This window comes from Frigidibacter sp. MR17.24 (assembly GCF_037095655.1).
In the GTDB taxonomy this organism is placed as follows: Bacteria; Pseudomonadota; Alphaproteobacteria; order Rhodobacterales; family Rhodobacteraceae; genus Frigidibacter.
The window spans coordinates 1-24,329 of record NZ_JBAWKE010000012.1 but is presented as its reverse complement, the minus strand read 5'-3'; the positions used below and the strand labels follow the sequence as shown (position 1 = coordinate 24,329).

At 69.1% G+C, this 24,329-nt stretch carries 20 protein-coding genes and 1 pseudogene; 5 read left to right on the top strand and 16 right to left on the bottom strand.

Annotated elements, in window-relative coordinates:
* Window positions 1-9: 9 nt before the first annotated feature.
* Together V8J39_RS21450 and V8J39_RS21445 are read left to right on the top strand one after the other, a co-directional pair.
* Window positions 10-1,317, top strand: a complete 1,308-nt coding sequence (locus V8J39_RS21450; RefSeq protein WP_336463019.1) for an LLM class flavin-dependent oxidoreductase — start codon at window positions 10-12, stop codon at window positions 1,315-1,317.
* A gap of 26 nt (window positions 1,318-1,343) precedes the next feature.
* Window positions 1,344-2,132 (top strand): class II aldolase/adducin family protein, encoded by a 789-nt coding sequence (locus V8J39_RS21445; protein ID WP_336463018.1) that lies wholly within the window; start codon window positions 1,344-1,346, stop codon window positions 2,130-2,132.
* Window positions 2,133-2,190: 58 nt separating this feature from the next.
* Here the strand turns inward: V8J39_RS21445 and V8J39_RS21440 are convergent, their stop codons facing one another.
* A complete protein-coding gene (locus tag V8J39_RS21440; RefSeq protein WP_336463017.1) occupies window positions 2,191-2,712 on the bottom strand; it encodes a flavin reductase in 522 nt (173 codons plus the stop codon).
* Between the two features lie 128 nt (window positions 2,713-2,840).
* Between V8J39_RS21440 and V8J39_RS21435 the strand changes: the two genes are divergently transcribed.
* Window positions 2,841-4,331 (top strand): 4-hydroxyphenylacetate 3-hydroxylase family protein, encoded by a 1,491-nt coding sequence (locus tag V8J39_RS21435; RefSeq protein ID WP_336463016.1) that lies wholly within the window; start codon window positions 2,841-2,843, stop codon window positions 4,329-4,331.
* 2 nt (window positions 4,332-4,333) lie between these two features.
* On the top strand, window positions 4,334-5,554 hold the full coding sequence (locus tag V8J39_RS21430) for a M20/M25/M40 family metallo-hydrolase (RefSeq protein WP_336463015.1): 1,221 nt from the start codon (window positions 4,334-4,336) through the stop codon (window positions 5,552-5,554).
* A gap of 72 nt (window positions 5,555-5,626) precedes the next feature.
* On the opposite strand, the gene V8J39_RS21425 is transcribed toward V8J39_RS21430, so the two are convergent.
* The 15 genes from V8J39_RS21425 to V8J39_RS21355 form a co-directional block, all read right to left on the bottom strand.
* The gene (locus tag V8J39_RS21425) at window positions 5,627-6,271 is read right to left on the bottom strand and encodes a DUF1028 domain-containing protein (protein ID WP_336463014.1); all 645 of its coding nucleotides are present in this window, start codon (window positions 6,269-6,271) and stop codon (window positions 5,627-5,629) included.
* A 4-nt stretch (window positions 6,272-6,275) separates the two neighbouring features.
* Window positions 6,276-7,073: an ABC transporter permease gene (locus tag V8J39_RS21420; RefSeq protein WP_336463013.1), complete on the bottom strand. Its 798-nt coding sequence runs from the start codon at window positions 7,071-7,073 to the stop codon at window positions 6,276-6,278.
* Window positions 7,070-7,927, bottom strand: a complete 858-nt coding sequence (locus tag V8J39_RS21415; RefSeq protein ID WP_336463012.1) for an ABC transporter permease — start codon at window positions 7,925-7,927, stop codon at window positions 7,070-7,072. Before V8J39_RS21415 ends, V8J39_RS21420 begins: the two co-directional genes overlap by 4 nt.
* Entirely contained in the window at window positions 7,924-8,910 is a 987-nt protein-coding gene (locus tag V8J39_RS21410; protein ID WP_336463011.1) for an ABC transporter ATP-binding protein, read from the bottom strand. The genes V8J39_RS21415 and V8J39_RS21410 overlap by 4 nt, the downstream gene beginning before the upstream one ends.
* A 112-nt stretch (window positions 8,911-9,022) precedes the next feature.
* A complete protein-coding gene (locus tag V8J39_RS21405) occupies window positions 9,023-10,039 on the bottom strand; it encodes an extracellular solute-binding protein (RefSeq protein WP_336463010.1) in 1,017 nt (338 codons plus the stop codon).
* Window positions 10,040-10,483: 444 nt separating this feature from the next.
* Window positions 10,484-12,190: a dihydroxy-acid dehydratase gene (locus V8J39_RS21400; RefSeq protein ID WP_336463009.1), complete on the bottom strand. Its 1,707-nt coding sequence runs from the start codon at window positions 12,188-12,190 to the stop codon at window positions 10,484-10,486.
* Between the two features lie 12 nt (window positions 12,191-12,202).
* Window positions 12,203-13,648 (bottom strand): NAD-dependent succinate-semialdehyde dehydrogenase, encoded by a 1,446-nt coding sequence (locus tag V8J39_RS21395; protein WP_336463008.1) that lies wholly within the window; start codon window positions 13,646-13,648, stop codon window positions 12,203-12,205.
* A 13-nt stretch (window positions 13,649-13,661) separates the two neighbouring features.
* On the bottom strand, window positions 13,662-14,204 hold the full coding sequence (locus tag V8J39_RS21390; protein WP_336463007.1) for a TRAP transporter small permease: 543 nt from the start codon (window positions 14,202-14,204) through the stop codon (window positions 13,662-13,664).
* 2 nt (window positions 14,205-14,206) lie between these two features.
* Entirely contained in the window at window positions 14,207-15,493 is a 1,287-nt protein-coding gene (locus V8J39_RS21385; RefSeq protein ID WP_336463006.1) for a TRAP transporter large permease, read from the bottom strand.
* A gap of 69 nt (window positions 15,494-15,562) precedes the next feature.
* Window positions 15,563-16,585, bottom strand: coding sequence for a TRAP transporter substrate-binding protein (locus V8J39_RS21380; RefSeq protein ID WP_336463005.1), 1,023 nt, complete (start codon window positions 16,583-16,585; stop codon window positions 15,563-15,565).
* A 107-nt stretch (window positions 16,586-16,692) separates the two neighbouring features.
* Window positions 16,693-17,508 (bottom strand): sugar phosphate isomerase/epimerase family protein, encoded by an 816-nt coding sequence (locus V8J39_RS21375; protein ID WP_336463004.1) that lies wholly within the window; start codon window positions 17,506-17,508, stop codon window positions 16,693-16,695.
* A 64-nt stretch (window positions 17,509-17,572) separates the two neighbouring features.
* Window positions 17,573-18,016: a GlcG/HbpS family heme-binding protein gene (locus V8J39_RS21370; protein WP_336463003.1), complete on the bottom strand. Its 444-nt coding sequence runs from the start codon at window positions 18,014-18,016 to the stop codon at window positions 17,573-17,575.
* 1 nt (window position 18,017) lies between these two features.
* The gene (locus tag V8J39_RS21365; RefSeq protein WP_336463002.1) at window positions 18,018-18,911 is read right to left on the bottom strand and encodes an NAD(P)-dependent oxidoreductase; all 894 of its coding nucleotides are present in this window, start codon (window positions 18,909-18,911) and stop codon (window positions 18,018-18,020) included.
* An 82-nt stretch (window positions 18,912-18,993) separates the two neighbouring features.
* A complete protein-coding gene (locus V8J39_RS21360) occupies window positions 18,994-20,898 on the bottom strand; it encodes a thiamine pyrophosphate-dependent enzyme (RefSeq protein WP_336463001.1) in 1,905 nt (634 codons plus the stop codon).
* Window positions 20,895-21,710, bottom strand: coding sequence for an IclR family transcriptional regulator (locus V8J39_RS21355; RefSeq protein ID WP_336463000.1), 816 nt, complete (start codon window positions 21,708-21,710; stop codon window positions 20,895-20,897). The genes V8J39_RS21360 and V8J39_RS21355 overlap by 4 nt, the downstream gene beginning before the upstream one ends.
* A gap of 455 nt (window positions 21,711-22,165) precedes the next feature.
* Here V8J39_RS21355 and V8J39_RS21350 point away from each other — a divergent pair.
* Window positions 22,166-24,329 (top strand): annotated as a pseudogene (locus V8J39_RS21350) (hypothetical protein); the annotation flags it as partial.

Here is a 24,329-nt window from a genome sequence, read left to right as displayed (position 1 = left end):
AAGGTTGCCATGACCACGACGCGCAAGATGCATCTCGTTGCCTACCTGCGCACGAATTCCACCGCCAGCTATGCGGGCGGCTGGCGCCATCCGTCGGCGCCGCTGGCGGATGTCTGGTCGCCCGAGCGGTACCAGTCGCTCGCGCGGCTTCTGGAGACGGCGCGCTTCGATGCGGGGTTCTTCGCTGACAACCTCGCGCTGCCGGATCTCTACAAGGGCAGGATCGACGACTACATCGGTCGCGGCGGGCAGGCGAGCCTTCTGGACCCGATGATCGCCCTGCCGATCATGGCCGCCGCGACATCGCATCTGGGGCTTGGCGCGACGCTCTCGACGACCTTCAACGACCCCTACCACCTTGCCCGCAGCCTGGGCTCGCTCGACCTGATCAGCGGCGGCCGGGCAGCCTGGAACGTCGTGACCTCGACCATGGATGCCGAGGCGCGCAACTTCGGCATGGCGGCGATGCCCGACAAGGGCAGCCGCTACGAACGGGCGGATGACGTGCTCGAGGCCTGCACGAAGCTTTGGGACAGCTGGGAGCCCGGGGCCCTGGTGATGGACCGCGAGAGCGGCGTCTTTGCCGACCCGTCCCGCATCCACGCCGCCAACCACCGCGGCCCGCATGTCGCGACGGCGGGACCGCTGGGGATCCCGCGCAGCCCGCAGGGCCGGCCGGTGCTGATGCAGGCGGGGGCCTCGGACCGCGGTCGCGCCTTCGCGGCGCGATGGGCCGAGCTGGTCTTCGCCTCGCCCGCGACGAAGGAGGCGGGCATCGGCTTCCGCGCCGACCTGCACGAGCGGCTGCGCGCCGCCGGCCGCGGGCCGGACAGCTGCAAGGTGCTGACCTCGATGTCGATCGTGCTGGGCGAGACCGAGCAGATCGCCCGCGATCGCGCCGCCTACCTCGAAGCGCTGGTCGATCCCGAGCTGGTCCTGGCCTCGAACTCGTCGCTCATGGGCGTCGATCTGCACGAGACCCTGAAGCAGCCGGCGCCGGCGGAGGTGGGAAACCAGGGGGTGCAGGGCACGCTCGACCGGATGACGGCGACGGCCGCCGCGCGCAAAACCAGCTTCGCCGAGACCGTCCGCCGCCCGCGCGACCTGTTCGTGGGCACGCCCGGCCAGATCGCGGACACGATGGAGGACTGGTTCACCAGCGGCGCCTGCGACGGGTTCGTGCTGCCGCCGACCGTCTATCCCGGCACCTTCGAGGACGCGGCGCGCCTTCTGGTGCCGGAATTGCAGAAACGCGGGCTGTTCCGGCGTGACTACGCCGGGCGGACCCTTCGGGACAACCTGCGGAACCCGGGCTGACGCCCTCCGCGACAAGGAGACGACACATGGAAGACCTCGATCAATCCGGCACGATGCTCAAGGATCCCACGCCGCCGGACTACGTCTGCGACACCGAGTGGAAGGCCCGCGTCGATCTGGCTGCCTGCTATCGCCTGCTGGCGCATTTCGGCATGGCCGACACGATCTACGGCCATGCGACCGCGCGGGTGCCCGGCAGCCCGAACGAGTTCCTGATCAACCCCTACGGCATGATGTTCGAAGAGGTCACGGCCTCGTCGCTGGTCAAGGTCGACCATTCGGGCCTGCCGGTCGACGGCGTGACATCGGTCAACGCGGCCGGCTTCGTCATCCACTCGGCCATCCATGACGCCCGGCCCGAGGTCGATTGCGTGATCCACACGCACACCCGTGCCGGCGTCGCGCTGTCCTGCCTGGCCGAGGGGCTTTTGCCGATCAACCAGTTCGCGCTCGAGTTCTCGGAGAAGGTCCGCTACCACGATTACGAGGGGATCGCGCTGGACCTCGACGAACAGAAGCGGCTGGTGGCCGATCTTGGCGACAGCCACACGTTGGTGCTGCGCAACCACGGCATGCTGTCCTGTGCGCACACGATCCCGGGCGCCTTCTACCTGTTCTACTACATGGAGCAGGCGGCGAAGGTTCAGATGGATGTCATGGCCTCGAACGGCAGGATCGTCACCCCGTCGGAAGCGGTGCAGAAGCACACGGCCAGCCAGTATGCCTCGGCATTCGATCCGGTGCGCACCGGCGTGCGGGGCTGGCCGGCGATGCTGCGGCTGCTTGATCGCCGCAACCCGGGTTACGACCAGTGATCAAGACAGAAGGAGCGCCCCGGACGGGCGCCCCTTTCTTCGTTGCCCGCGGTCCCTGTCAGGCCGCGGTCCGCGCGAGCGCGCGGTAGGAGCGGCCGAAGTACAGCAGCGCGTCGCGTTGGGCCATGCCGTGGATCGCCTGCACCTCGACATAGAAGACGTCGTGGCTGCCAACGCGGGCAATGTCGGAGATCCGCCCCTCGAGGCTCATCGCGGCGCCCTTCAGCACGGGTGACCCGGTGAGGCCGGCGACCCATTCCGCATGGTCGAACCGCTCGTCGTGCGCGATGCCGCGCTGACCCGAGAACAGATCGCCAAGCTGGCGCGACTGGGGGCAGAGCGTGTTCACGCACAGCACGCCGTTTTCGCGCAGGATCGGGTTCTGGCGGCTCGCGCCGTTCATGCACACGAGCAGCGTGGGCGGCGTGTCGGAGACCGAGCAGACGGCCGAGGCGGTGAACCCCGCGCGGCCGGCCGCGCCGTCGGAGGTGATGACATGGACCGCCGCCGCGATGCGCGACATCGCCTCGCGGAATTGCAACTGGTCAATGTTCGGGCGGGTGGCGTCAATTTTTGCCATCAAAGGCTCCGTTTCCATCGGAAAAATCCTGGACGCGTCATTCTGACTTGAGTTCTGCATACAGAATGCAGATAGATGGCATAGAGGTCAATGATGACCGCCGAGAAAACGACATCCGAGGGGCCGCCATGGGGCTTATGAACCGCGCAGAGTATCTTGAGAGCCTGAATGACGGGCGGCAGGTCTGGGTCAGCGGGCGCAAGGTCGACAACGTCGCCACCGATCCGGCGCTGGCACCGATGGTGCGCGCGATCGCCAAGATCTACGAAATGCAGCGCGACCCGGCGTTCGAGCACTTGCTGACCTTCGATCTGCCCGACGGCGGCAAGGGCTCGCGCTTCTACAAGATCCCGGAGACGCCCGAGGACCTGATGCTGCGCCGCAAGATGACCTCGGCGATCCTGTCCCACGTGTCGCCGACGATGGACCGCTTCGGCGACGAGACGGTGACCCCGCTCTTCGTGATGGTCGACCGCAAGGACATCTGCGACAGCTTCGATCCCCGCTATGCCGCCAATGCCGCGCGCTGGCTGGACAAGCTCGCGCGTGAGAACCTGTTCATGACCTCGGGCAACACCGACCCGAAGGGAGACCGCTCGCTGCAGCCGTTCGAGCAGGAGGACCCCGACCTCTACCTGCGCGTGGTGGAAGAGCGTGCCGATGGCATCGTGATCTCCGGCGCCAAGTTCGAGACCGGCGCGCCCTATGCCAACGTGGCGCTGGTCAAGCCCACCGTCGGCAACTGGATCCAGGAGAATGCCGACTATGCCGTCAGCGCCATCGTGCCGCTGAACTCGGCCGGGGTGCGGATGCATTGCCGGATGCCGCTGACGGCGAACGGCGCCGAGAATGCCAACGACTACGATCACCCGCTGTCGGGCAGCTTCGACGAACTCGACACGCTGATGGTCTTCGATCATGTCTTCGTGCCGTGGGAGAACGTGCTGTTCTGCCGCAAGCCGAAGATGGCCGCGATGATGCGCGCCGAATTCTCGCGCTGGGCGGCGCAGGGCTATCTCGTGCGCTGCCTGTCCAAGGCCGAGCTGCTGGTGGGCGCGGCGCTGCTGGTGGCCGAGCATACCGGGACGATCAAGATCCCGCCGGTCCGCTCGAAGATCGCGCAGCTGATGATGCACAAGCAGGCGATCGAGGCGTTCGTCATCGCCTCCGAGGCCTCGTGCAAGCCCTCGCCGGGCGGTTTCACGATGCCCGACCAGCCGATCCAGAATGCCGGCCGCATCTTCTGCTCGCAAAGCTATCACCAGATGGTGCAGCTGCTGCGCGAGATCATCGGCGGCCAGCCGGTCATGCTGCCCGACGAGGCCATGCTGATCGCGCCGGACACGCGCGGCGATATCGAGAAGTACTTCGCGGGGGCCGGCTTCGACGCCCGGACCCGGATCCAGGCGATGCACCTCGCGCGTGAACTGACCGCCTCGGCCTATGCCGGTCGCACGCAGTCCTACCAGCTCTTCGCCGAGACGCCGGTCTTCGCGCAGGAGAACGCGCTGTTTGCAAGCTATGACACGAAGGCCGCGCTGGAGACGGCGCGCAAGTGGGCGGGCATCCGGGACGAGCCCGCGGCGCCTGCCCGGCGCATGGCGATGGCGGGGCGTTGAGCATGGCAGATCTCGTGCTGGGCACCCATGTGGCCGACGGCGGCACGGCCCCGTCCGGGGCGCTGCTCGCGGCCATCGAGACGCGCCGCGGTCAGGCGATGACGCTGCTGGAGACGCTCGTCAACATGCCGTCGGGCAGCTACGGGGCCGCCGATGTCGACGCGGTCGGCGACCGGGTCGTGGCGGCGTGGGAAGAGCTTGGCTTTTCGGATGCGCCGCTGCCGGTCGAGGGCCGGGGCCGTCTGCGCCGGCTGTCGCGCAGCTTCCCGCACGGGCAGGGCGGCCGCGTCCTGATTCTTGGTCATCTCGACACCGTCTGGGCGGCCGAGGACAGCGCCGGCTGGACCTATGCCGACGACGGCGCGATCGCGACCGGTCCCGGCGTCGGTGACATGAAGGGCGGGCTGTCGATGGCCTGGCTGTCCGTGGCCGCGATGCTGGATTCCGGGTCGGCCTGCCCGTCGGAAATCGCCGTGCTGCTGGTCCCGGACGAAGAGATCGGATCGCCGGGGTCCCGCGCCATCATCGAGACCGAGGCGCTGGCATCGCGCGCCGTGCTGGTGCTCGAGCCGTCGCGGCCCGGCGGCGAGATCGTCGTCGGCCGGGGGGCCGTCGGCGCGATGGTCCTCAGGGCGCGCGGCCGCACCGCGCATGTGGCCGTGAACCCGACCGAGGGGATTTCCGCGCTCGTGCCGCTCGCGGGACTGGTCGGGCCGATCTCGGCGCTCGCCGGGCCGGGCGGGGCACAGGCCTCGATCGGCATCCTGCGCTCGGGCGCGGCGCGCCAGGTGGTGCCCGAGCTTGCGGAGATGCATGTCGATCTGCGCGCGCCGACCCAGGAGGGCGCCCTGTCGCTGGAAAGCGACATCCGCAAGCTGGTGGCGGATGTCGCGGCCGCCGCGCCGGGCGTGAGCATTTCGATCGAGGGTGGGGTGACGCGCCCGGCCTTCCCGGTGGCCGTGGGCGAGGCGCTGTGCAACCTCTACCTCGCCAATGCGGCCGCGTGGGGCAAGGACATCGGGCGGGTGACGACCCGCGGCGGATCTGACGGCAGCTTCGGCGCCGCGCTCGGCGTCCCGACGCTGGATGGCCTTGGGCCCATCTGCTTCGACACCTGTTCGCGGCGCGAACGCATCATCCTCGCGTCGATGGACGAACGCGCGGCGCTTTACGCCCAGCTGATGATCACGCTGGCCGAGCATCCGGATCTGGCGCTGGCCTGATCCCGCCGCGACAGAACGCAAAACGCCCGGCGCGCCGCGAGGCCGCCGGGCGTTCGTCTTTGTCGCGCGCGCTCAGAACGGCGCCAGAGCGCGCCTTTCGTACGCCTCGACGTCGGGTTCGTACCGGGACCAGAGCGCGTCGAGCGCGGCGATCGGCGTGTCGCTCAGATCCACCCGCAGGTCGGCCCGGGGGAAACGCTGGCCCGACATGATCTTCATCGCGGCCGAGAGCACCTGCTTCACCTCGCCGCCCGCCCGATTGCCGGCCTTCAGCGCGGCCAGCAGGCGGTGGGCGATCGGGGTCGTCGATGCCGTCGTCACCGGCGCGCAGAACGCCTCGACCATCGCGGTCGCGATGGTGTCGTTGGCCAGGATGTTGCCGATGGCCACGCATCCGGACCCCGTGGCGCAGGAGACCGCACCCGCGACCCGCGCGCCAGAGCGCCAGGCGGCGCCCTGCGACGTCAGGGCCGCAAGCTGGCGGACCTCGTGGTATTCGCGGGTCATCATCTCGTCCAGCGCGGCGTCGGGGCTGGTGCCTGCCTCGAGCGCGGCAAGCGTGTCCATCCCCAGTCGCGGATCGGTCCAGTACTGGCTGAGCGCCGCGCCGGCATTGCCGACGAACAGGCAGCGCGCGCCGACCGCGGGACTCGAGGTCGCGATGATGCCGCCAAGCATCCCGGTGTCGGGGCAGATGCCGATGAGGGAGTAGGTCATGGTCTCACTTTCCGGCCAGTACCTTGTCGAACCCGGCGAAGCGCTGCAGCAGCAGGACCAGCACGATGGATTGGACGATCAGGATGGTGGCCATCGCCGACACGGTGGGGTCGTTGAAATCGCGGATGTAGCCGTAGCCCTGCACCGACAGCACGGTCGTGCGCATGTCGGTCAGGAAGACCACGGTCGAGAAGTTGTCGATCGCCTCGACGAAGACGAAGATCCCGCCGGCCAGCAGCCCCGATCGCAGCTGGGGAAGCGTGATCAGGAAGAAGGTGCGCAGCCGACCCGCCCCGAGGTTGCGCGAGGCTTCCTCGAGCGACAGGTCGAGCCCCTCGAGCGTCGCCACCAGCGCACGGATCGCGAAGGGCAGGGTGATGATCACCAGCGCGATCGAGATCTTCCAGAAACCCGTGTAAAGCCCGGCCCAGCTGAAGAAGTTCAGAAGCGCCACGCCGATCACGACGCCGGGCACGGCCAGCGGTGACAGCGCCAGCGCGCTGAGCAGCTTGCGGCCCGGGAACTGGCGCCGCACGATGGCGAGCGAGGCTGGCAGGGCGACGGCCAGGGTCAGCGGCGTGACCAGCGCGGTCACCGCAAGGCTGTTGGCAAGCGCGCCGCGGAACTGGTCGTTGTGGAAGAAGTTCACGAACCACTTCAGCGTCACGGCCTGCGGCGGGAAGGAAATCCGGCTTGTGGGGCTGAACGACGAGTAGACGATGACCACCGTGGGCGCGATCAGGAACAGCAGCACCACCGCGGCCGACAGCGGCACCGCGCGGGAATAGGGGCGATTGCTCATCGGCGGGTGCCTCCGAAACGGCGCGACAGCCTGCCTCGGATCAGGTTCAACAAGGCGATCGGGATCAGCGCGAAGATGAGGAAGATCATTGCCATCGCGGCCGCGGTCGGCATGTCGAAGCTGCTTTGGATCCTGTCGTAGATCAGGTTGGCGAACATCTGCACCCGGCCGCCGCCCAGCAGCAGCGGGAACAGGAACGAGCTGATCGCCAGCGTGAAGGCCAAGAGCGAGGCACTGACGAGCCCGGGAACCGACAGCGGCAGGGTCACGGTACGGAACGCCTCCCACCGGCTGGCACCGTGGCTGCGGGCGGCTTCCTCCAGCGTGGCGGGAATGTTCTTGATCGCGCCGAGCAGCGTGAGCACGAAGAATGGCAGGATGAAGTGCACGATCGAGATCACGACCCCGAACTGGTTGTTGATCAGCCGCACACGCTCGAACCCCATCGCCTGGATCAGCCCGTTGACCGGCCCGGTGGTGCCCAGCACCAGCATCCAGGCATAGGCGCGGGTGATGCCGCCGGACAGGAAGGTCACGATCAGGGTGAAGAAGATCGCGTTGCGCAGCACGTCGGAGGGCGAGCGCGCCATCAGATAGGCCAGCGGGTAGCCCGCGAGGATGGTCAGCGCGGTGATTTCCAGCGACAGCACCAGCGTGTCCAGCAGCGCCTGGCGCGCCAGCGGCGACGCGAAGGTGTCGGCATAGTTGCCAAGGTGACGCGGCCCCTCGAACATCGCGGTGCCGGGGATCTGGTGCAGAAGGCTCACATCGGCAAAGCGCAGCAGCGCCAGGAAGAAGACCGCCATCACCGCGACCAGCGGCCAGATCAGCCAGAGGACGGGTGTCTGCCTCATGCCGCCCGCTCCAGCACAGTGATGCTGTCGGGCGCGGCCTGCAGGGTCACGGCGTCGCCAGTGGCGCGCGTCGCGCGGCCGGGGGCGCGCTGCTCCGAGACCTTCACCATCTGCCCGTCGGACAGGGTCACCTCGTAGAGCACGCGCCCTCCGAGGTTCGTCGCATAGGCGATCCTGCCCGGCACGCCGACACCGTCGACGAAGGTGAACGCCTCGGCCCGGACGGCGATCCTGCAGGGACCGGGGGTGCCCCTGCCCACCGGCAGACGGCTGCCGCCGAGGGTGACGCCGTCGCCGTCGCAGTCTGCGTCCAAGATGTTCTCGACCCCCATGAACTCGGCCACGAAGGCGGTGCGCGGATGGTCGTACAGCTCTGCGGGCGGGGAAAGCTGCTCGATGCGGCCCTGGTTCACCACCGCGATGCGGTCGGCCAGGATCATCGCCTCCTGCTGGTCGTGGGTCACGATGACCGTCGCGAGCCCCAGGGTTTCCTGAAGCTTGCGCAGTTCGATCTGCATCGCCTCGCGCAGGTTCTGGTCGAGCGCGCCGAAGGGTTCGTCGAGCAGCAGCAGGTCCGGTTCCGTCGCGACGGCTCGGGCCAAGGCCGTGCGCTGCTGCTGTCCGCCCGAAAGTTCCGACGGGTAGCGATGCGCGAAGGCGTCCAGGCGGACAAGCTTCAGCGCGTTTGCGACCCGCGTCTCGATCTCGGCTTTCGCCATCTTGCGGATCTTCAGGCCGTAGCCCACGTTCTCCGCCACCGTCATGTGCGGAAACAGCGCATAGGACTGGAAGACCATCGCCGCGTTGCGCTTCTCCGGCGGCAGGTTGGTGATGTCCCGATCATGCAGGACGATCGAGCCGCCGTCGGGCTCGGCAAAGCCCGCGATCATCCGCAGGATCGTGGTCTTGCCGCAGCCCGAAGGCCCCAGCAGCGCGAGGATGCCGCCCGGCGCAAGGTCGAGCGACACGCCCCGCACGGCCATCATGTCACCGTAGGACTTTGTCAGATCGGAAATGCGCAAGGCGGGCGACCGCTCTTGCGCCTTGGCGGGCGTAGGTGAAGTCATGTCCAAGAAGACCGGTCCCTGATCAGGCTCACTGGGACACGGTCATCAGGAACTTCTCGTTCCAACCGTTGAAATCGGCGTTCACCTTGTCTTCGTCGTAGGTGATCGTGTCCTCGGGGTGCGGATACTGACCCGCGAGCTTTTCCGGAACCGACGCGGTGGCATTCACCGGCATGTTCTGGTTCTTCTCGGCGATGATCTGCTGCGACGACTGGCTGGTCATGAAGTCGATGAACTGCGCGGCCATGTCTTCCTTGCCGTTCTTCACGATGGTCATCACGTCGTACATCATCGCCGCCGGCTTCGGCGAGATCATGGTCACGTCGACGCCCTGGTCACGCACGGTCTTGGCGCCCGACGGGGGCGCGACCAGCACCTTCACCTCGCCATTGGCCAGCGCCTGGCGGGCCTGCGCATCCGAGGTGTACCAGAAGGCCACGTTCGGCTCGAGCGCCTCGAGCTTCTTGATCCCGGGGTCGACGTCGTCGATCGATCCGCCGGCCAGCTCGGAGGCGATCAGCACGATGCGGCCCTGGTAGGTCGACGGCGCGGGGACCGCGAGCGCGTTGTCGAACTCGGGCTTCCAGAGGTCTTCCCACGAGGTGATCTCGCCATCCACCAGGTCGGGCCGGTAGACGATCCCCAGCGGGTAGGCATAGGCCGCGACCCAGCCCTCGTTGTAGGAGCCGTCGATCATCTCGCCGGTGTGGCTCAGCTTGTCGACCGGGATCTTGGCGAACAGGCCGTCATCCTTGACCGCGCGGCTGGCGACCGAAGAGGTCGTGAACCAGACGTCGACGCCCGGGTTGGCACGCTGCGCCTGAAGCTTGGCCAGCGACTCGCCCGAGCTGGACTGCGCGATCATCTGCACGTCGATGCCGGTCTCGGCGGTGAACTGCTCCGCGATCTGCTCGACGGCAAGCTGCCACGTCGTGCCCCAGATCATGACGGTGATGCTTTTGTCCTGCGCGAAGGCGGGCGTGGCCGCGAGGCCGAGGAGGGCGGACGCAGCCAGAACCGCGCGCCGGGAGAGGGGGAAGGACATGACGGGCTCCAAAGTTCAGAATACTGCATACAGAGCGCAGAGTGAGAGGCAGCCTGTCAACCGCGTGCGGGCGTTTGACGCTGTGTGACCCGCCGAAATCGGGATTGCCATGGAGGTTTGTTCAAATCTTAGGCTTCACGCGTATGTGCCGCCGGGTGCCGCACCGCTTTCGCGGTCCGCGCCAGCCCGCGTCTTGCGCTGCGCACGGCGCGACCGGGGAGGTGACGCGGTGCATCGGCCAGTGCTGACCGCCGCGTGGCAAAACGTGTGGCGCGCGGGTCCCGGACCCGGCGCGACTGTTCCGCCGGTGACGGGTGCGGGGCCTTCGGAGATGCCAGCTGCCGGGCAGCGCGCCAGGGGCGGGGCGGTCTCGCCCCCCCCCCCCCGCTTCACCGCCCGGGTCGTGGTGGCCGGCGCACCGATCGGCGCGCCGGCGGAACAGGGCTAGGTGCCGTCGCCGACCAGGAAGCCGAAATCGCAGCCGGCTTCTGCCTGAAGGATTTCGTCGGCGTAAAGCCGGGCATAACCGCGCGTCGGCACGGAGCGGACCGGCTGCTGTTCGGCGCGCCGCCTGTCGAGCTCGGCTTCCGACACCAGAAGCTCGAGCCGCCGCTCCGAGACGCTCAGCCGGATCCGGTCGCCGTTGCGCACCAGCCCGATGGGACCGCCCGAGGCCGCGTCGGGCGAGACATGCAGCACGATCGTGCCATAGGCTGTCCCGCTCATCCGCGCGTCCGAGATGCGGATCATGTCGGACAGGCCGGCCTGAGCTAGCTTCTTCGGGATCGGCAGATAGCCTGCCTCGGGCATCGCCGCATCGCTGGTGGGTCCGGCGTTCTGCAAAAGCAGGATGTCGTCGGCGGTCACGTCCAGGTCCGGATCGTCGATCCGCGCGGCGAGATCGGCGAGCGAGGTGAAGACCACCACCCGGGCCTCGGTCTCGAACAGCTTCGGATCCGCGGCCGAGCGCTTGAGAATGGCGCCCTTGGGCGCGAGGTTTCCGAACAGCGCGACAAGGCCCCCGCTGTCGCGCAGCGGCGTCGCGGCCGGATGGATCACGGACCGGTCGACCCAGTCGTCCGCAGCCTCGATCCGGTCGCCGATGGTCTCGCCGGTCACTGTCTTCGCATCGAGATGCAGCAGGTGACGCAGCTCGCGCATCACCGCCGGGATGCCGCCGGCGTAATGCAGATCCTCCATGTAGAAGGCCCCGGTGGGCTTCAGGTCGACCAGCACCGGGGTGCGGTCCGAAATCTCGTTCAGCCGCTGCAGGTCGAGGTTCAGCCCGCAGCGCCCGGCGATCGCCGCCAGGTGCAGCACGGCATTGGTCGAGCCGCCAAGCGCCAGCAGCACCGTCACGGCGTTTTCCAGCGCCTCCTGCGTCAGGATGCTGCGCGGCGTGCGGCCCGATCCGATCAGGCTGACCGCAAGGCGCCCGGTCTCTTCGGCCATGCGCAGCCGGTCAGCCGAGACGGCGGGGATCGCGGCGCCGTAGGCCGGCATCATGCCCATCGCCTCGGTCAGGCTCGCCATGGTCGAGGCGGTGCCCATCACCGCGCAGGTGCCCGCGGTCGAGGCAAGCTTCTGCTCGATCACGTCGATCTCCTGATCGTCGATCTTGCCCGAGCGGTACTGCTGCCAGAACCGGCGGCAGTCGGTGCAGGCGCCCAGCCGGTGCTCCTTGTGCCGGCCGGTCGACATCGGCCCCGCCACCAGTTGCACCGCCGGCAGGTTGGCCGACATCGCCCCCATCAGCTGCGCGGGCACCGTCTTGTCGCAGCCGCCCAGCAGCACCACCGAATCCATCGGCTGGGCGCGGATCATCTCCTCGACATCCATCGACATCAGGTTGCGGAACTTGAGCGAGGTCGGCGAGACGAAGACCTCGCCCAGCGAGATCGTCGGGAAGTCGACCGGCAAAGCCCCTGCGGCCAGAACGCCGCGCTTCACCGCCTCGATCATCTCGGGGAAGTGGCGGTGGCAGTTGTTGAAGCCCGACCCCGATTGCGCGATGCCGACGATGGGCCGGTCGAGCATCTCGCGGCTGTAGCCCATCGAACTGGCGAAAGAGCGCCGCAGGTATTTCGAAAAGGCGGCGTCGCCGTAGTTGGTCAGGCCGCGGGCGATGCCTTTTGCCTTGCTGTCCGTCATGTCTGTTCCCCGTCAGGCGCTGCGATATTTCACGTATTTCGGTTCAAGATAGTCGAGGATGCCGATCCGCCCCCCCTCGCGGCCCATGCCGCTGTCCTTGACGCCGCCGAAGGGCGCCTCGGCGGTGGCAAGAAGCAGGTCGTTCACGCCGACCATCCCCGCCTCGAGCGCGTCGACCGCGCGGTCCGCGGTGGCCATCGAGCGGGTGAAGACATAGGCCGCCAGCCCGAACGGCAGGGCGTTGGCGCGGCCGATCACCTCGGCCTCGTCGCGGAAGGTCTGGATCGGGGCGACCGGGCCGAAAGGTTCCTCGGACAGGATGCGGGCGTGATCGGGTACCCGGCCCAGCACCGTCGGCTCGACGAAATAGCCGCGATTCCGACCCGCGGGCACGCCACCGCCGGCAAGCACCTCTGCCCCTTTTTCGCGCGCGTCCGCGATCAGGTCGAGGATGCGCCTGCGGCCGCGGGCGTTGGCCATCGGTCCGACCTCGGTCCCCGGCTCATGGCCGTGGCCGATGCGCAGCGCGCGCGCGGTGTCGGCCATGGCGGCGGCAAAGGGGGCATAGACATCCTCGTGCACGAAGAAGCGCGAGGGAGAGATGCAGACCTGGCCCGCGTTGCGGAACTTGGTGCGTGCGCAGGCGGCGCCGGCGGCGGCCGCGTCGGCATCGGCGAAGACCAGCACCGGGGCATGGCCGCCAAGCTCCATCGTCACCTTCTTCAGTCCGCGTGCGGCCTGTTCGGCCAGCAGCCGCCCGACCGGCACCGAGCCGGTGACCGACACCTTGCGGATCACCGGCGAGGCGACGAGATGCGAGGAAATCGTGGCCGGATCGCCGGTCACCACCGCAAGAACGCCCTCGGGCAGTCCCGCCTCGGCAGCGGACTCGGCGATCAGGAACATCGCGGTGGGGGCCTCTTCCGAAGGCTTCACCACGATCGGGCAGCCGGCGGCGAGCGCCGCCGCGACCTTGCGCGCGGGCAGCAGCGCGGGAAAGTTCCAGGCGGTGAAGGCCGCGACGGGGCCCACGGGCTCGTACCGCACGTCGAGGATCACGCCGGGTTCGCGTCCGCGCAGGCTGTGGCCGAAGATCCGCCGTGCCTCATCCGCCTGCCAGTCGAATTGCTCGGCCGCGGCCAGCCATTCGCCGCGCGCCTCGGCTAGGGGCTTGCCGGTCTCGGCGCTGATCGCCTGCGCGGCCGCGTCGGCGCGCGCTACCATCCGGCGGGCCGTCTCGCGCAGGATGGCGCTGCGGCTCCAGCCCGGGGTCGCGCGCCAGGGGCCGGCGACCTCGGCGAGGCTTGCCAGGACCCGGTCGAGGTCCGCGCTCTCGGCCCGGGCGATGCGGCCGAGGCTGTCCTCGGTCGCGGGATCGATCACCTCGAGCGTGCCGCCCGCGGCCGCGGGCTGCCAGTGGCCGGCGATGAACAGGCCGTATCGGTCGTAATGGGTCATGGGAGCTTCCGCTTCAGAGGTGGGTGCCGACGGCGGGCTTGGTCAGCGGCCGCTCGGCGGATCCGGCCGTGCCACTTCGGGCGAGCGTGCAGCCGGCGCGCACAAGGCCGGCGAGGCTGTAGCAGGCCATAAACACCCCCGTGACCGGGATCGCGCCGTAGTAGAGGCGCATGTCGATCTGCATGAACGAGGTCAGCTCGTTGCTGTCCAGCGTGAACCGGCCGCCGACGATCACCAGCATCAGCGCGAAGGCCAGCATCAGCGCCTGCACCACGATCTCGGCCAGGCGGCCGAAGGCGGGGAAGGCGCCGGTCACGATCTCGACCTTGAACAGCGCGCCCTCGCGCCAGAGCGCGACGGTGCCGAGCAGTGTCATCCAGACCGTGGCCAGCTCGACGATCTCGTCATAGGCCGCGAAGGGGATCTCGGTCGTGCGGGCGATGACGCGTGCCATCAGCAGCACGAACAGCACGACGAGGGCGAGGATCACGCCAAGCCGGGTCAGGCGGGCGACGGCGGCATCGGCGATCGAGATGAGGCGCGTGATGGTGTGCATGATCAGAACCCGAAGAGTGCGGGGACCCACATGACGAGGCCCGGGAAGAAGGTGATGAGCAACAGCACGGTCAGCAGGGCGATCAGGTAGATCCAGATCTCCTTGATGATCTCGAACAGGTCGACCTCGGCCACCTGCGACACGGTGTAGAGGCATAGCCCCACCGGCGGCGTGATCAGGCCGATCATCAGGTTCAGCACCACGATCACCCCGAAATGGACCGGATCGACCCCGATCTGGGTGACGACGGGCAAGAGCATCGGCATGCAGATCACCATGATCGCGATGCCCTCGATGAACATGCCCAGAAGCAGCAGCACCAGATTGATCATCAGCAGGATCACGACCGGGTTCTCGCTGACACCCAGCATCGCCTCGACGATGGCGTTGGGGATCTGCTGCTGCACCAGCACCCAGGAGAAGGGCGCGGCCGCGGCCATGATGAACAGCACCTGCACCGACTGCCGCCCCGAGGCCCAGAGCACCTCGGGCAGGTCCGAGATCTTCAGCTCGCGGTAGACGACGATGCCGATGAAGGCGGCATAGGCGGCGGCGATCACCGCGGCCTCGGTCGGCGTGACCCAGCCCAGAAGCAGGCCGCCGACGACGAAGACCGGCATGATCAGCGCGGGCAGCGCGTTCAGGATCGTGCGGGTGCCCTCGGCCAGGCTCGGGCGGTGTTCCAGCCGCGGCAGGCCCTTGGACCGGGCCGTCAGGGCGATGACGACCATCATCGAGACGCCCATCAGGATGCCGGGCAGGATCCCCGCCAGGAACAGCGCGCCGACCGAGACATTGGCAAGGCTGCCGTAGATCACGAAGGGGATCGAGGGCGGCACCACCGGCCCGATGGTGGACGAGGCGGCGGTGATCGCCGCGGCATAGCCGGGGCGGTAGCCCGCGTTGCGCATGGCGCGCACCTCGACCACGCCAAGCCCGGCGCAATCGGCCACGGCCGAGCCCGACATGCCGGCAAAGAGGATCGAGCCCACGACGTTGACATGGCTCAGCCCGCCGCGCACCCGGCCCACGAAGACCTCGGCGGTGCTGAAGATGCGGTTGGTCATGCCGCCGGTGTTCATCAGGTTGCCGGCCAGGATGAAGAACGGGATCGCCAGCAGCGAGAACGAGGTCATCCCGGTGTAGAACCGCTGGATGAAGATGCCGAGAAGGTCGGGCCCGGCGGCCCACCACATGGTTCCGGCGGCCATCAGCCCGAGCGCGATCGCGATCGGCGTGCCGATCAGGATCAGCGACACGAGCGATGACATGATGACGAAGACGCTCATCTGCGGCTCCCTGTCTGGGGTGGAGGGGCTGGCGCGGGCCCGGCGGCCGGGTCCCGCGCCGGGGTCGGGTCAGGCCGAGCGGGCGCTGTCGACGAAGCCCATCCAGGTCGTCCAGGTGTCCTCGCCGATGCGCTCGCGCATCTGGGCCCAGGCGGGTTCCATCCTGTCGCGGAACGGCTGCGGATCGGGCCGGGTGATCTGCACGCCCGCATCGGCCATCTTCGACAGCATCTCCTCCTCGCCGTCGCGCACGGCCTGCTGCGCCCAGGCGCCGGCCTTGGCGGCCTCTTCCGAGATCACCGCCTGCACGTCGGGCGACAGGCCCTTCCAGACCCGCGGCGAGCCCACCAGCATGAACGAGGTATAGATGTGGCGGGTGGTGGCGATGTGCTTCTGCACTTCGAAGAACTTGTTGGCGTAGTCGACCGAGACCGGGTTGTCCTGGCCATCGACCACGCCGCTCGACAGCGCGAGGTACAGCTCGTCGAAGGGGATGGTCTGGGTGTTGGCGCCGAGCGCGTCGAAGGTGGCCTTGATCGACAGTTCGGGCGGCACGCGCAGCTTCAGCCCGGCCACGTCCTCGGGCGTCTCGATCGGGCGGCGGCTGTTGGACAGGGCGCGGAAGCCGTATTCGAAATTCGCGATCCACTGCAGCTTGTTGCGGTCGAAGAATTCCATCAGCCAAGGCTTCGCGGTGCCGCCAAGCACGCGGTGCACGTGATCGTAGCTGTCGAACTGGTAGGGGATCTGGATCACGCTGGCGGTGCGGTCCTGCGCCTCGATGTTCGGCGGATTGAACATCACGAGGTCGAGCGCGCCCATCTGCGCCTGCTTGACCATGTCGGGCGGCGAGCCGAGCGCGGCATTGGGGAAGATCGCGATCTCGACCTCGCCGCCGGTGCGCTCCGCGATGGCCTTGGCCATCTGCTCGACCGCCTGGAAGGTCGGATGGGTGGAGCCCAGCTGGTGGCCGAGCTTGAGCTTGACGCCCGCCGCGCGCGCGACATGCGGGCCAAGTCCGAAGCTGCCGGCCAGCGTGGCGATGCCCGCCGATTGCAGCAGGCCACGGCGAGAGATGGTGAAGTTGGTCATGTCGTCCTCCCTGTCGTTTCGGTTGCCTGGTCCCGGGTCGGGCCAGGGCGGTTGGCGGGCCCCGCACCGCCTCCTCCGCGGTGCCCGGCCCGGTCGGTCCGCGGGCCTCAGCCGGCGGCGATCGTGTCTTGCGCTAGCGCCTCGATGCGGCGGATGTCGCGCAGGCCGTCGGCGAGCACCGCGTCGATCCCGCGGGCATCCTCGGCGAACCAGTGACTTTCATGCTCGATCGACACCGGGCCGGCATAGCCGGCGGCCAGCGCCGCGCGCAGCATGGCCGGCAGATCGATCTCGCCCGCCCCGATCGGGACGAAGCGGAAGGTCTCGGGCGTGCCGGTCACGTCCTTGAGGTGCAGGTGCACCATGTGCGGGGCGAGCCGGCGCGCGGCCTCGGTCACATCGTCGCCCATCGGCTTCAGGTGCGACGGGTCGAAGTTGATCTTCAGCCCCGGCGCGGCCGCGATCGCGTCGAGCGCCGTGGCGGTGGTGCCGATCTCGCGCCCGACGATCGGCTCGAGCGCGAAGGTCAGGCCGCGCCGCGCGGCGGCCTCGACGCCCGCGGCCAGCGCGTCGTGCAGCGCGGGCAGGGTCGTGTCCTCGCCCGGGATCACATGCACGAGCCCGATGCCCAGATCGACCGCGCGGTCCATCATCGCCTCGGTCCACAGCCGCGCCGCGTCGCGCCGGTCGGCCCCGGCGGCGCCGAAGTCGCGGTGATGGATGCACAGCGCAGAATAGGGCCCCATCGCGGCCAGCCGGTCGAGCTCGCGCGCCGCCATGCCGACCGAGACATGGGCCGGGCCCCAGGGCAGGGTCTCGCCGTTCAGCTCGACCGCGTCGTAGCCGTGATCGCGGATCCGGCGGACGGCGTCGAAGACCGACAGATCCGACAGGAAACCGGTATGGAACGAGGTGGTCAGCATCGGCGGATCTCCGGTTGGGGAAGGGCGGCGGGCATGCCGCCGCCCGGTCGGGCGGTGACGACGGTCAGGCGAAAAGCTTCAGCGCCTCGGTCCCGATCTCGGTGTCGCCGGTCCAGTGGCCGCCCGAGCAGCCGATGGCGCCCGCGACCTGACCGTCGATCACGATCGGCTGGCCGCCGCCGAAGGTCATCAGCCGGTGCACGGCCGGCGGCGCGCCGATGCGCAGCGGCTCGTCGTTTTGCATGATCTCCTGCCACTTGTGGGTGGCGATATGCGACACCGCCGCCGTGTAGGCCTTGTCGATCGCGATCTGGGCCGAGGCCGGGTTGGCGGCATCCATCCGCGAGAAGGCGATCAGGAAGCCGCCGTCGTCGACCACCGCGACCGAGACCGTCTTGCCGATCTTGGTGGCATGGGCCATGGCGCGGGCGATCAGCTCTTCGGCGGCGGCCTTAGTCACGACCGGTTTCGTGCGCGACAGCGCGGGCATCTTCATGTCCTCGGGCATGTCAGGCGCTCCGCTTCGCGGGCTGGGCGGCGGGGGCATAGGTGTCGGCCGAATAGTCGATCCGCTCCTGCATGGCGGCCTTCATGATCTGGCTCGACAGTGCCGTCAGCGGCAGTTCGATCCCCTGGTCGCGGGCCACGAGGACCGAGTTGAACAGGTCCTTGTCGAACATCCGGAACAGGTCCTCGGTCCCGGCCAGCGGGTGGTTGTGCAGCAGGCGGTCGTAGTTGCCCCACATCTGCGCGACCCAGCTGTCGGCGGTGGTGTCGGTGGCGAACTTGGCCAGCACCTGCTCGTCGAGGCCGAGCGAGCGCGCCAGCCGCATCGACTCGATCGCCGCCATCCAGTTGCCGAAGGTCATCATCTGGATCGACAGCTTCGCGCCCGCGCCGGAACCGCGCGGACCCATGTGCTGGGTGATGCGCGAGATCGCGTCGAAATAGTCGCGATTGGCCTCGATGTCGGCCGGGTCGCCCCCGCACATGATCGCCAGATCGCCCTTGCGCGCCCGCAGATCGCCGCCCGAGACCTGGGCGTCGACCAGCTTCAGTCCGCGCTTGTCGGTCTCCTCGCCAATTGCCCGGATCGTCTCGGGCAGCACGGTCGAGTGCACGATGAAGGTGGTGCCGGGGCGCGCCACGTCCAGAAGCCCGCCCTCCGAGCGGAAGAGCGCGTTCAGCTGTCGGTCGTTGACCACCGCGACACCGATCGTGTCGCACTCCTCGCAAAGCTGCGCGTTCGACTCGGCGAAGCGCGCGCCGCCGGCCAGGCACTCGGCCGCCTGCTCCTTGCGCAGGTCGCGCACCAGCACCCCGACGCCCTCGCGCAGCAGCGACAGCACCATCGGCGTGCCGATGTTGCCCACGCCCACGAAGCCCACGGTTCTCTTGGTCATCTCGTTTCCTCCTCCGGCGGGTCCTCTGCCCGCGCGTTGTCGTCAGGGACGGCGCCGCCGCCCCGGTTCCCGGCCGGCCGCGTCAGAGCGACTGGCGCATCCAGCGGCCCTGGACCTCCTCGACCCAGTTGCCAACGTTCCACGATCCCCAGCTGCCCATGCCCGCCTTCGGGTTTTCGCCGCTGTAGACCCGCACATGCAGCACGCTGAGACCGGCATGCGCATGGCCCTGCGCCAGCGCGCGTTCCAGCCCCTCGGGCCCGTCCGTCACGCTGATCGCGAGCACGCCCTCGACCGCGCCGGCCATCCGGGCGTAGTCGACCGCCACCCCGTCATTGGTGCGGAAGTCGCGGCCGTACTGGGCCATCTGCAGGCTGCTGATCGCGGCCATGCGGCGGTTGTCGAAGATCACCACCATGCCGCGCAGCCGATGCTCGACCGCGTCGATCAGCACCTGCGGGTTCATCATGAACGAGCCGTCGCCGGTGAAGGCGATCACGTATTCGGGCCGGTCGGCCAGCGCCGAGGCGAGGATGCCGCTCGACGCGAAGCCCATGTAGCTGGCGCCGGTCTCGGTGAAGGTCTCGCCCGACCGGGCATCGGCCACGACTTGGAAGCCGTTGGCCTGCACGTCGCCGGCGTCGAAGTATTTCACCGCGCCCACCCGGCGGGCGAAACGGTCGACGATGCCGATCGCGGCGGGCTGGGCCAGCACGGGGCGGCCCCAGACCGCGTCCATGACCGGCGGCAGCGCCAGGCGCTCGGCCCGGAAGGCGCGCCACTCGGCCTTCTTCGCCGCGCAGGCGGCCAGCCACTCGGCCTTGCCCGGCACGGCGCGCTGGGCGGCCAGCGCCGCCGTCAGCCGCCGCATCAGCGCGCCCAGATCGCCGATGAGCGAGGTGGTGCGGTTGTAGTGCAGCGCGTCCGTCCGGTCCCCGTTCAGGTTCACGACCTGCTGAACCCTCGGATAGCCGGTTCCCGAACAGTCCGACTGGCACACGGCGCGCGAGCCCGCGACGATCAGCAGCTCGGCCCCTTCCATCGCGAAATTGCCGCTGAGCGAGCCCTTCGAGCCGCCGACATGCATGTTCTGCGGATCGTCGTCGGCGATCACGCCGGTCGAGCCCGGCGACAGCACGACCGCCGCCCCCGCCGCGCGCGCCAGGGCCCGCAGCTCGGCATCGAAGCCGCGGGTGCCGCCGCCGGCCTTGATCGTCACCTTCGCCGCCCCCGCGATCAGCGCCGCCGCGGCGGTGAAGCTTGCGTCGTCGTCGGGTGACAGCGCGTCGAAGCGCGGGCGCTCGGGGAAGGCGTCGATGTTGAAGACCGCGCGCGCGGGCTGGGTGTTGATCGGCAGGTGCAGGTAGAAGGGGCCCGCCTTGACCGGATCATGGACCCGCTGCACGCCCTTGCGCATCGCGTCGCGCAGCGCCTCGGGCGTGTGCAGAAGGTAGCTCTGCCCCATCAGCGCACTCATCCGGGCGTAGAGATCCTGCTCGGGCTTCGGCACCTGCTGCATGTTGTAGCCTTCGCCGAAGGTCGTCTCGTCGCCATAGACATGCCAGACGCCGACCCCGTTCGACGCGGCGGCGAGCGAGCCCGCCATCGCCTGCAGCGCGCCCGGCCCGATCGAGGTCACCAGCGCCGGCGTCTCGCCGTACTGCCAGGCCAGCGCGGTCGCGGCATGGGCCATCTCGACCTCGTTGCGGAAGTTGAAGGTCCGCGTGACGCCGGCGGCGTCGTAGATCCGCAGCACCTCGCCGAGGTCGGTCGAGCCGTGGCCGAAGATCGCCAGGTACTTGCGCGTGCCCTGCTTCAGCAACGCCAGCACCAGCGCCTCGGACAGGCTCAGTTCCAGCCGCTCGGGCAACAGGCCCTTGGCGCGGGCCTCGGCCAGGCCGCCGGCCTCGGCGATGGCTGCGGCGCGCGTCTCGATCCCGGAGGTGCCGCCGTCGAGCAGGCCGGGGGGAAACTCTCTCACGTTCATGGCTCGCGGTCCTCGGGCATGTCGATCGATGTCAGGGACAGGCTGCGCGCCGCTGCCGTCACTTCGCGGCGGACCAGCGCGAGGTGGTCCTCGGTGGCGCGGTTGATCGGGGTCGAGACGCTGATCGCCGCGATGGTCCGGCCCGAGGGATCGCGGACGGCGGCCCCGAGGCAGACGACATAAAGCTGGAATTCCTCGCGATCCTCGGAGATGCCGCAGGCGCGGACCCGGGCGAGTTCCTCGATCAGGCGATCGACATCGGTGCAGGTGTGGGCGGTGAAGGCCGTCAGGCCGTGCAGCGCGGTGATCCTGCGCACCTCTTCGTCGCCCATCCCGGACAGCAGCACCTTGCCGGTGGCCGTGGCATGCATCGCCCGCGACTTGCCGAGCGATCCGCCATCGACCCGCAGCGCGTGGCGCGCCTGGCGCTTGATCAGGGTGATCATCTCGTCGCGGTCGAAGACGGCCAGGTGCACGGCCTCCTCGGTGACGCGGTTCAGCTCTTCCAGCACCGGTCGGGCGCGGCCCGGCAGCTCGGCCTTGACGTTCACCGCATCGGCCAGCAGCACCAGCTGCGAGCCGAGCATGTAGCGCCCGCGGGCCGTGCCGGGACGGATGTAGTTGCGTGCCATCAGCGTCTTGATCAGGTGATGGCAGGTCGAGGCGTTCAGCGACAGCTCGTCCGAGATCTCCGACAGTGTCACTTCACCGCGCCGGCGCGCCATCACCTCGAGAATGTTGAGCGCCCTGTCGACCGACTGGATCGGCCTCTCGGCCGGAGCGGTCCTGCTCTCTGGCGAAATCTGGTCCATTGGTGCCTCCCTGACGCCGACCCTGCGTGCGATCGGGGAGAACGGGCAAACCTATTTTCATATTGCGGCATCGATTTCACAGTGTGAAATAGAGAGGGCTTCCGGACCCGGTCGGCGGTGGCCGGGTGCCTCCGTGCCGTGCCGATCGGCCCGGGCGCCGCGAATCAGGCCACGTCCGCGCGGCATCGGACGGTTGCCGTCAGCCTGCCCGCCTGCTCCGGCACCTTGTATCCGCGCCGCCTCTTGCCAACCCTTTTGACGGGTGCGTCCGGTCAGCGCACGTGGCGCAGTCGTCGGCGTGACGCGTCCGCGCCGACCACTCGCCCCAGTGCCGCTCTCGCCGGCGCCGCCGTGCCGTTTACCGTCTTCCGAAGACGGCCAGCCCCATTCACGTTTCGCAAAGGCTGCGCGGCTAGGGTCCGAAGACGGGGGAATACAAGCCGCAGGAGGCGCGGTTGGAAAACGTGACCAACATGAGCGGGCTGAACGCAAAGCGGTTCAGCGCAGACGACCTGGATATCGCCGAAGCCGCATCGATCGGGGTGTCGAGCGCCGAGGCGGCCGACCTGACCGCCGCAGCCACGACCGCGGGCGCGCAGCCCCAGGCCGGGGCGGAGCTTCTCGATCCCGTGCTGCGCGATGTCGCGCTGAACGGCGCGGCGGCCGTTCCGCTCGATGCGGATACGGATCTTCTGCGCGCGGCGAGTGCCGAGCTGAAGGCCCTGTCGGTCGACGGCAGCGGTGCCGCGCCCGTCGGTGTCGCCCCCCTGGATGCGCCTGCCGACACGGCGGATGTCGCTGCGCCGACCCTTCGCGGGCCCGCGCGCGCGGCGTCTGCCGCGGGTCTGCCGGCCGCCGATGGCGGGCGGACAGCCGCCAGCCCGTCGATCGAGGCCGCGACGGATCCGGCCGATGTCGCACCCACCGATGATGCCGGTCCCGGCAGCTTGCCCGCCGACGCCTTGCCGACGACGGCCGATGGCCCGTCCGCCGGCCCGGCAGAGGTCGTCGCGGCGCCGGCTCCGGAACAGGGAACCGTCTCCGACGGAACCGCTCCCCCGACCGATCTCGACCTCGCACCTGCCCCGGTCCCGCCGGTCGAGGCGCCGCCCCTGCAGGTCTCGGATCCGGCACTGACCGAATTGCTGGAAGGCGTGACCATCGACTTCCCGCCCGGCGGGCCGACGGCGCCCGCGGAGATTGATCTGGCCGGGCCGGGCCTGCCACCCGGCGGCTCCCCCCCCGTCATCTCCACGCCTGCCGAGGATCCGGTGACACTCGCCCCTGTGGACGACGTCGTCGGCGCGATCGAGGACACGCTTGGCGAGGACCCGGGCCCGACGACCGAACCCGTCGATACCGACATCGACGTCGAGCTTGGTCCGATCGACATCGAGATCCCGCTCGATCCGGCGGAAGACCTCGTCGGCGACATCGACCTCGTCGTCGGCGGCCCCGGGGGAGAGGATGTCGATCCGTCCGATACGGATATTGCGGTGGATCTCGGTCCGATCGAGGCCGAGATTCCGCTCGATGCGGCGGAGGACCTCGTCGGCGACATCGACCTCGTCGTCGGAGGCCCCGGGGGAGAGGACATTGATCCGTCCGATACGGATATTGTGGTGGATCTCGGTCCGATCGAGGCCGAGATTCCGCTCGACGCGGCTGAAGATCTGGTTGGTGATATCGATCTCGTCCTCGGTGGTCCCGGGGTAGAGGACGTCGATCCATCCGATACGGATATTGCGGTGGAGCTAGGCCCGATCGAGGCCGAAGTCCCTCTCGACGTGGCAGAAGAGCTGGTTGGCGACATCGACCTCGTTCTCGGCGGGTCCGGGGGAGAGGATGTGGATCCATCCGATATCGATATTGCGGTGGATCTCGGCCCGATCGAGGCCGAGGTTCCGCTCGATGCTGTTGAAGCCGTCGTCGGCGACATCGACATCGGCATCGGCGGAATGCCGGACGACGACTCGCCGGCGGATACCGACCTGGCCGTCGACCTCGGCCCGGTGGATGCCGACGTTTCGCTCGACGCGGCGGAGGCGCTGATCGGCGACGTCGATCTGGCGATCGGCGGCTCGGGCGGCGGTGATCTCGACCCGAGCGACACGGATCTTGCGCTGGATCTCGGTCCCGTGGAGGCCGAAGTGCCGCTCGACCTCGCGGAAGGCCTGCTCGGCGATGTCGACCTCGGGCTGGGCACCCCTGTCGGCGACGACGCGCCGGCGGATACCGACCTGGCCGTCGACCTCGGCCCGGTGGATGCCGACGTTTCGCTCGACGCGGCGGAGGCGCTGATCGGCGACGTCGATCTGGCGATCGGCGGCTCGGGCGGCGGTGATCTCGACCCGAGCGACACGGATCTCCCGCTGGATCTCGGTCCCGTCGAGGCCGACGTGCCGCTCGACCTCGCGGAAGGCCTGCTCGGCGATGTCGACCTCGGGCTGGGCACCCCTGTCGGCGACGACGCGCCGGCGGATACCGACCTGGCCGTCGACCTCGGCCCGGTGGATGCCGATGTCCCGCTCGACGCGGCGGAGGCGCTGATCGGCGACGTCGATCTGGCGATCGGCGGCTCGGGCGGCGGTGATCTCGACCCGAGCGACACGGATCTCC

Coding starts and splice junctions, on each gene's coding strand:
- V8J39_RS21450 (WP_336463019.1), top strand. CDS start 10: ATGACCACGACGCGCAAGATGCATCTCGTTGCCTACCTGCGCACGAAT.
- V8J39_RS21445 (WP_336463018.1), top strand. CDS start 1,344: ATGGAAGACCTCGATCAATCCGGCACGATGCTCAAGGATCCCACGCCG.
- V8J39_RS21440 (WP_336463017.1), bottom strand. CDS start 2,712: ATGGCAAAAATTGACGCCACCCGCCCGAACATTGACCAGTTGCAATTC.
- V8J39_RS21435 (WP_336463016.1), top strand. CDS start 2,841: ATGGGGCTTATGAACCGCGCAGAGTATCTTGAGAGCCTGAATGACGGG.
- V8J39_RS21430 (WP_336463015.1), top strand. CDS start 4,334: ATGGCAGATCTCGTGCTGGGCACCCATGTGGCCGACGGCGGCACGGCC.
- V8J39_RS21425 (WP_336463014.1), bottom strand. CDS start 6,271: ATGACCTACTCCCTCATCGGCATCTGCCCCGACACCGGGATGCTTGGC.
- V8J39_RS21420 (WP_336463013.1), bottom strand. CDS start 7,073: ATGAGCAATCGCCCCTATTCCCGCGCGGTGCCGCTGTCGGCCGCGGTG.
- V8J39_RS21415 (WP_336463012.1), bottom strand. CDS start 7,927: ATGAGGCAGACACCCGTCCTCTGGCTGATCTGGCCGCTGGTCGCGGTG.
- V8J39_RS21410 (WP_336463011.1), bottom strand. CDS start 8,910: ATGGCCGTGCGGGGCGTGTCGCTCGACCTTGCGCCGGGCGGCATCCTC.
- V8J39_RS21405 (WP_336463010.1), bottom strand. CDS start 10,039: ATGTCCTTCCCCCTCTCCCGGCGCGCGGTTCTGGCTGCGTCCGCCCTC.
- V8J39_RS21400 (WP_336463009.1), bottom strand. CDS start 12,190: ATGACGGACAGCAAGGCAAAAGGCATCGCCCGCGGCCTGACCAACTAC.
- V8J39_RS21395 (WP_336463008.1), bottom strand. CDS start 13,648: ATGACCCATTACGACCGATACGGCCTGTTCATCGCCGGCCACTGGCAG.
- V8J39_RS21390 (WP_336463007.1), bottom strand. CDS start 14,204: ATGCACACCATCACGCGCCTCATCTCGATCGCCGATGCCGCCGTCGCC.
- V8J39_RS21385 (WP_336463006.1), bottom strand. CDS start 15,493: ATGAGCGTCTTCGTCATCATGTCATCGCTCGTGTCGCTGATCCTGATC.
- V8J39_RS21380 (WP_336463005.1), bottom strand. CDS start 16,585: ATGACCAACTTCACCATCTCTCGCCGTGGCCTGCTGCAATCGGCGGGC.
- V8J39_RS21375 (WP_336463004.1), bottom strand. CDS start 17,508: ATGCTGACCACCTCGTTCCATACCGGTTTCCTGTCGGATCTGTCGGTC.
- V8J39_RS21370 (WP_336463003.1), bottom strand. CDS start 18,016: ATGCCCGAGGACATGAAGATGCCCGCGCTGTCGCGCACGAAACCGGTC.
- V8J39_RS21365 (WP_336463002.1), bottom strand. CDS start 18,911: ATGACCAAGAGAACCGTGGGCTTCGTGGGCGTGGGCAACATCGGCACG.
- V8J39_RS21360 (WP_336463001.1), bottom strand. CDS start 20,898: ATGAACGTGAGAGAGTTTCCCCCCGGCCTGCTCGACGGCGGCACCTCC.
- V8J39_RS21355 (WP_336463000.1), bottom strand. CDS start 21,710: ATGGACCAGATTTCGCCAGAGAGCAGGACCGCTCCGGCCGAGAGGCCG.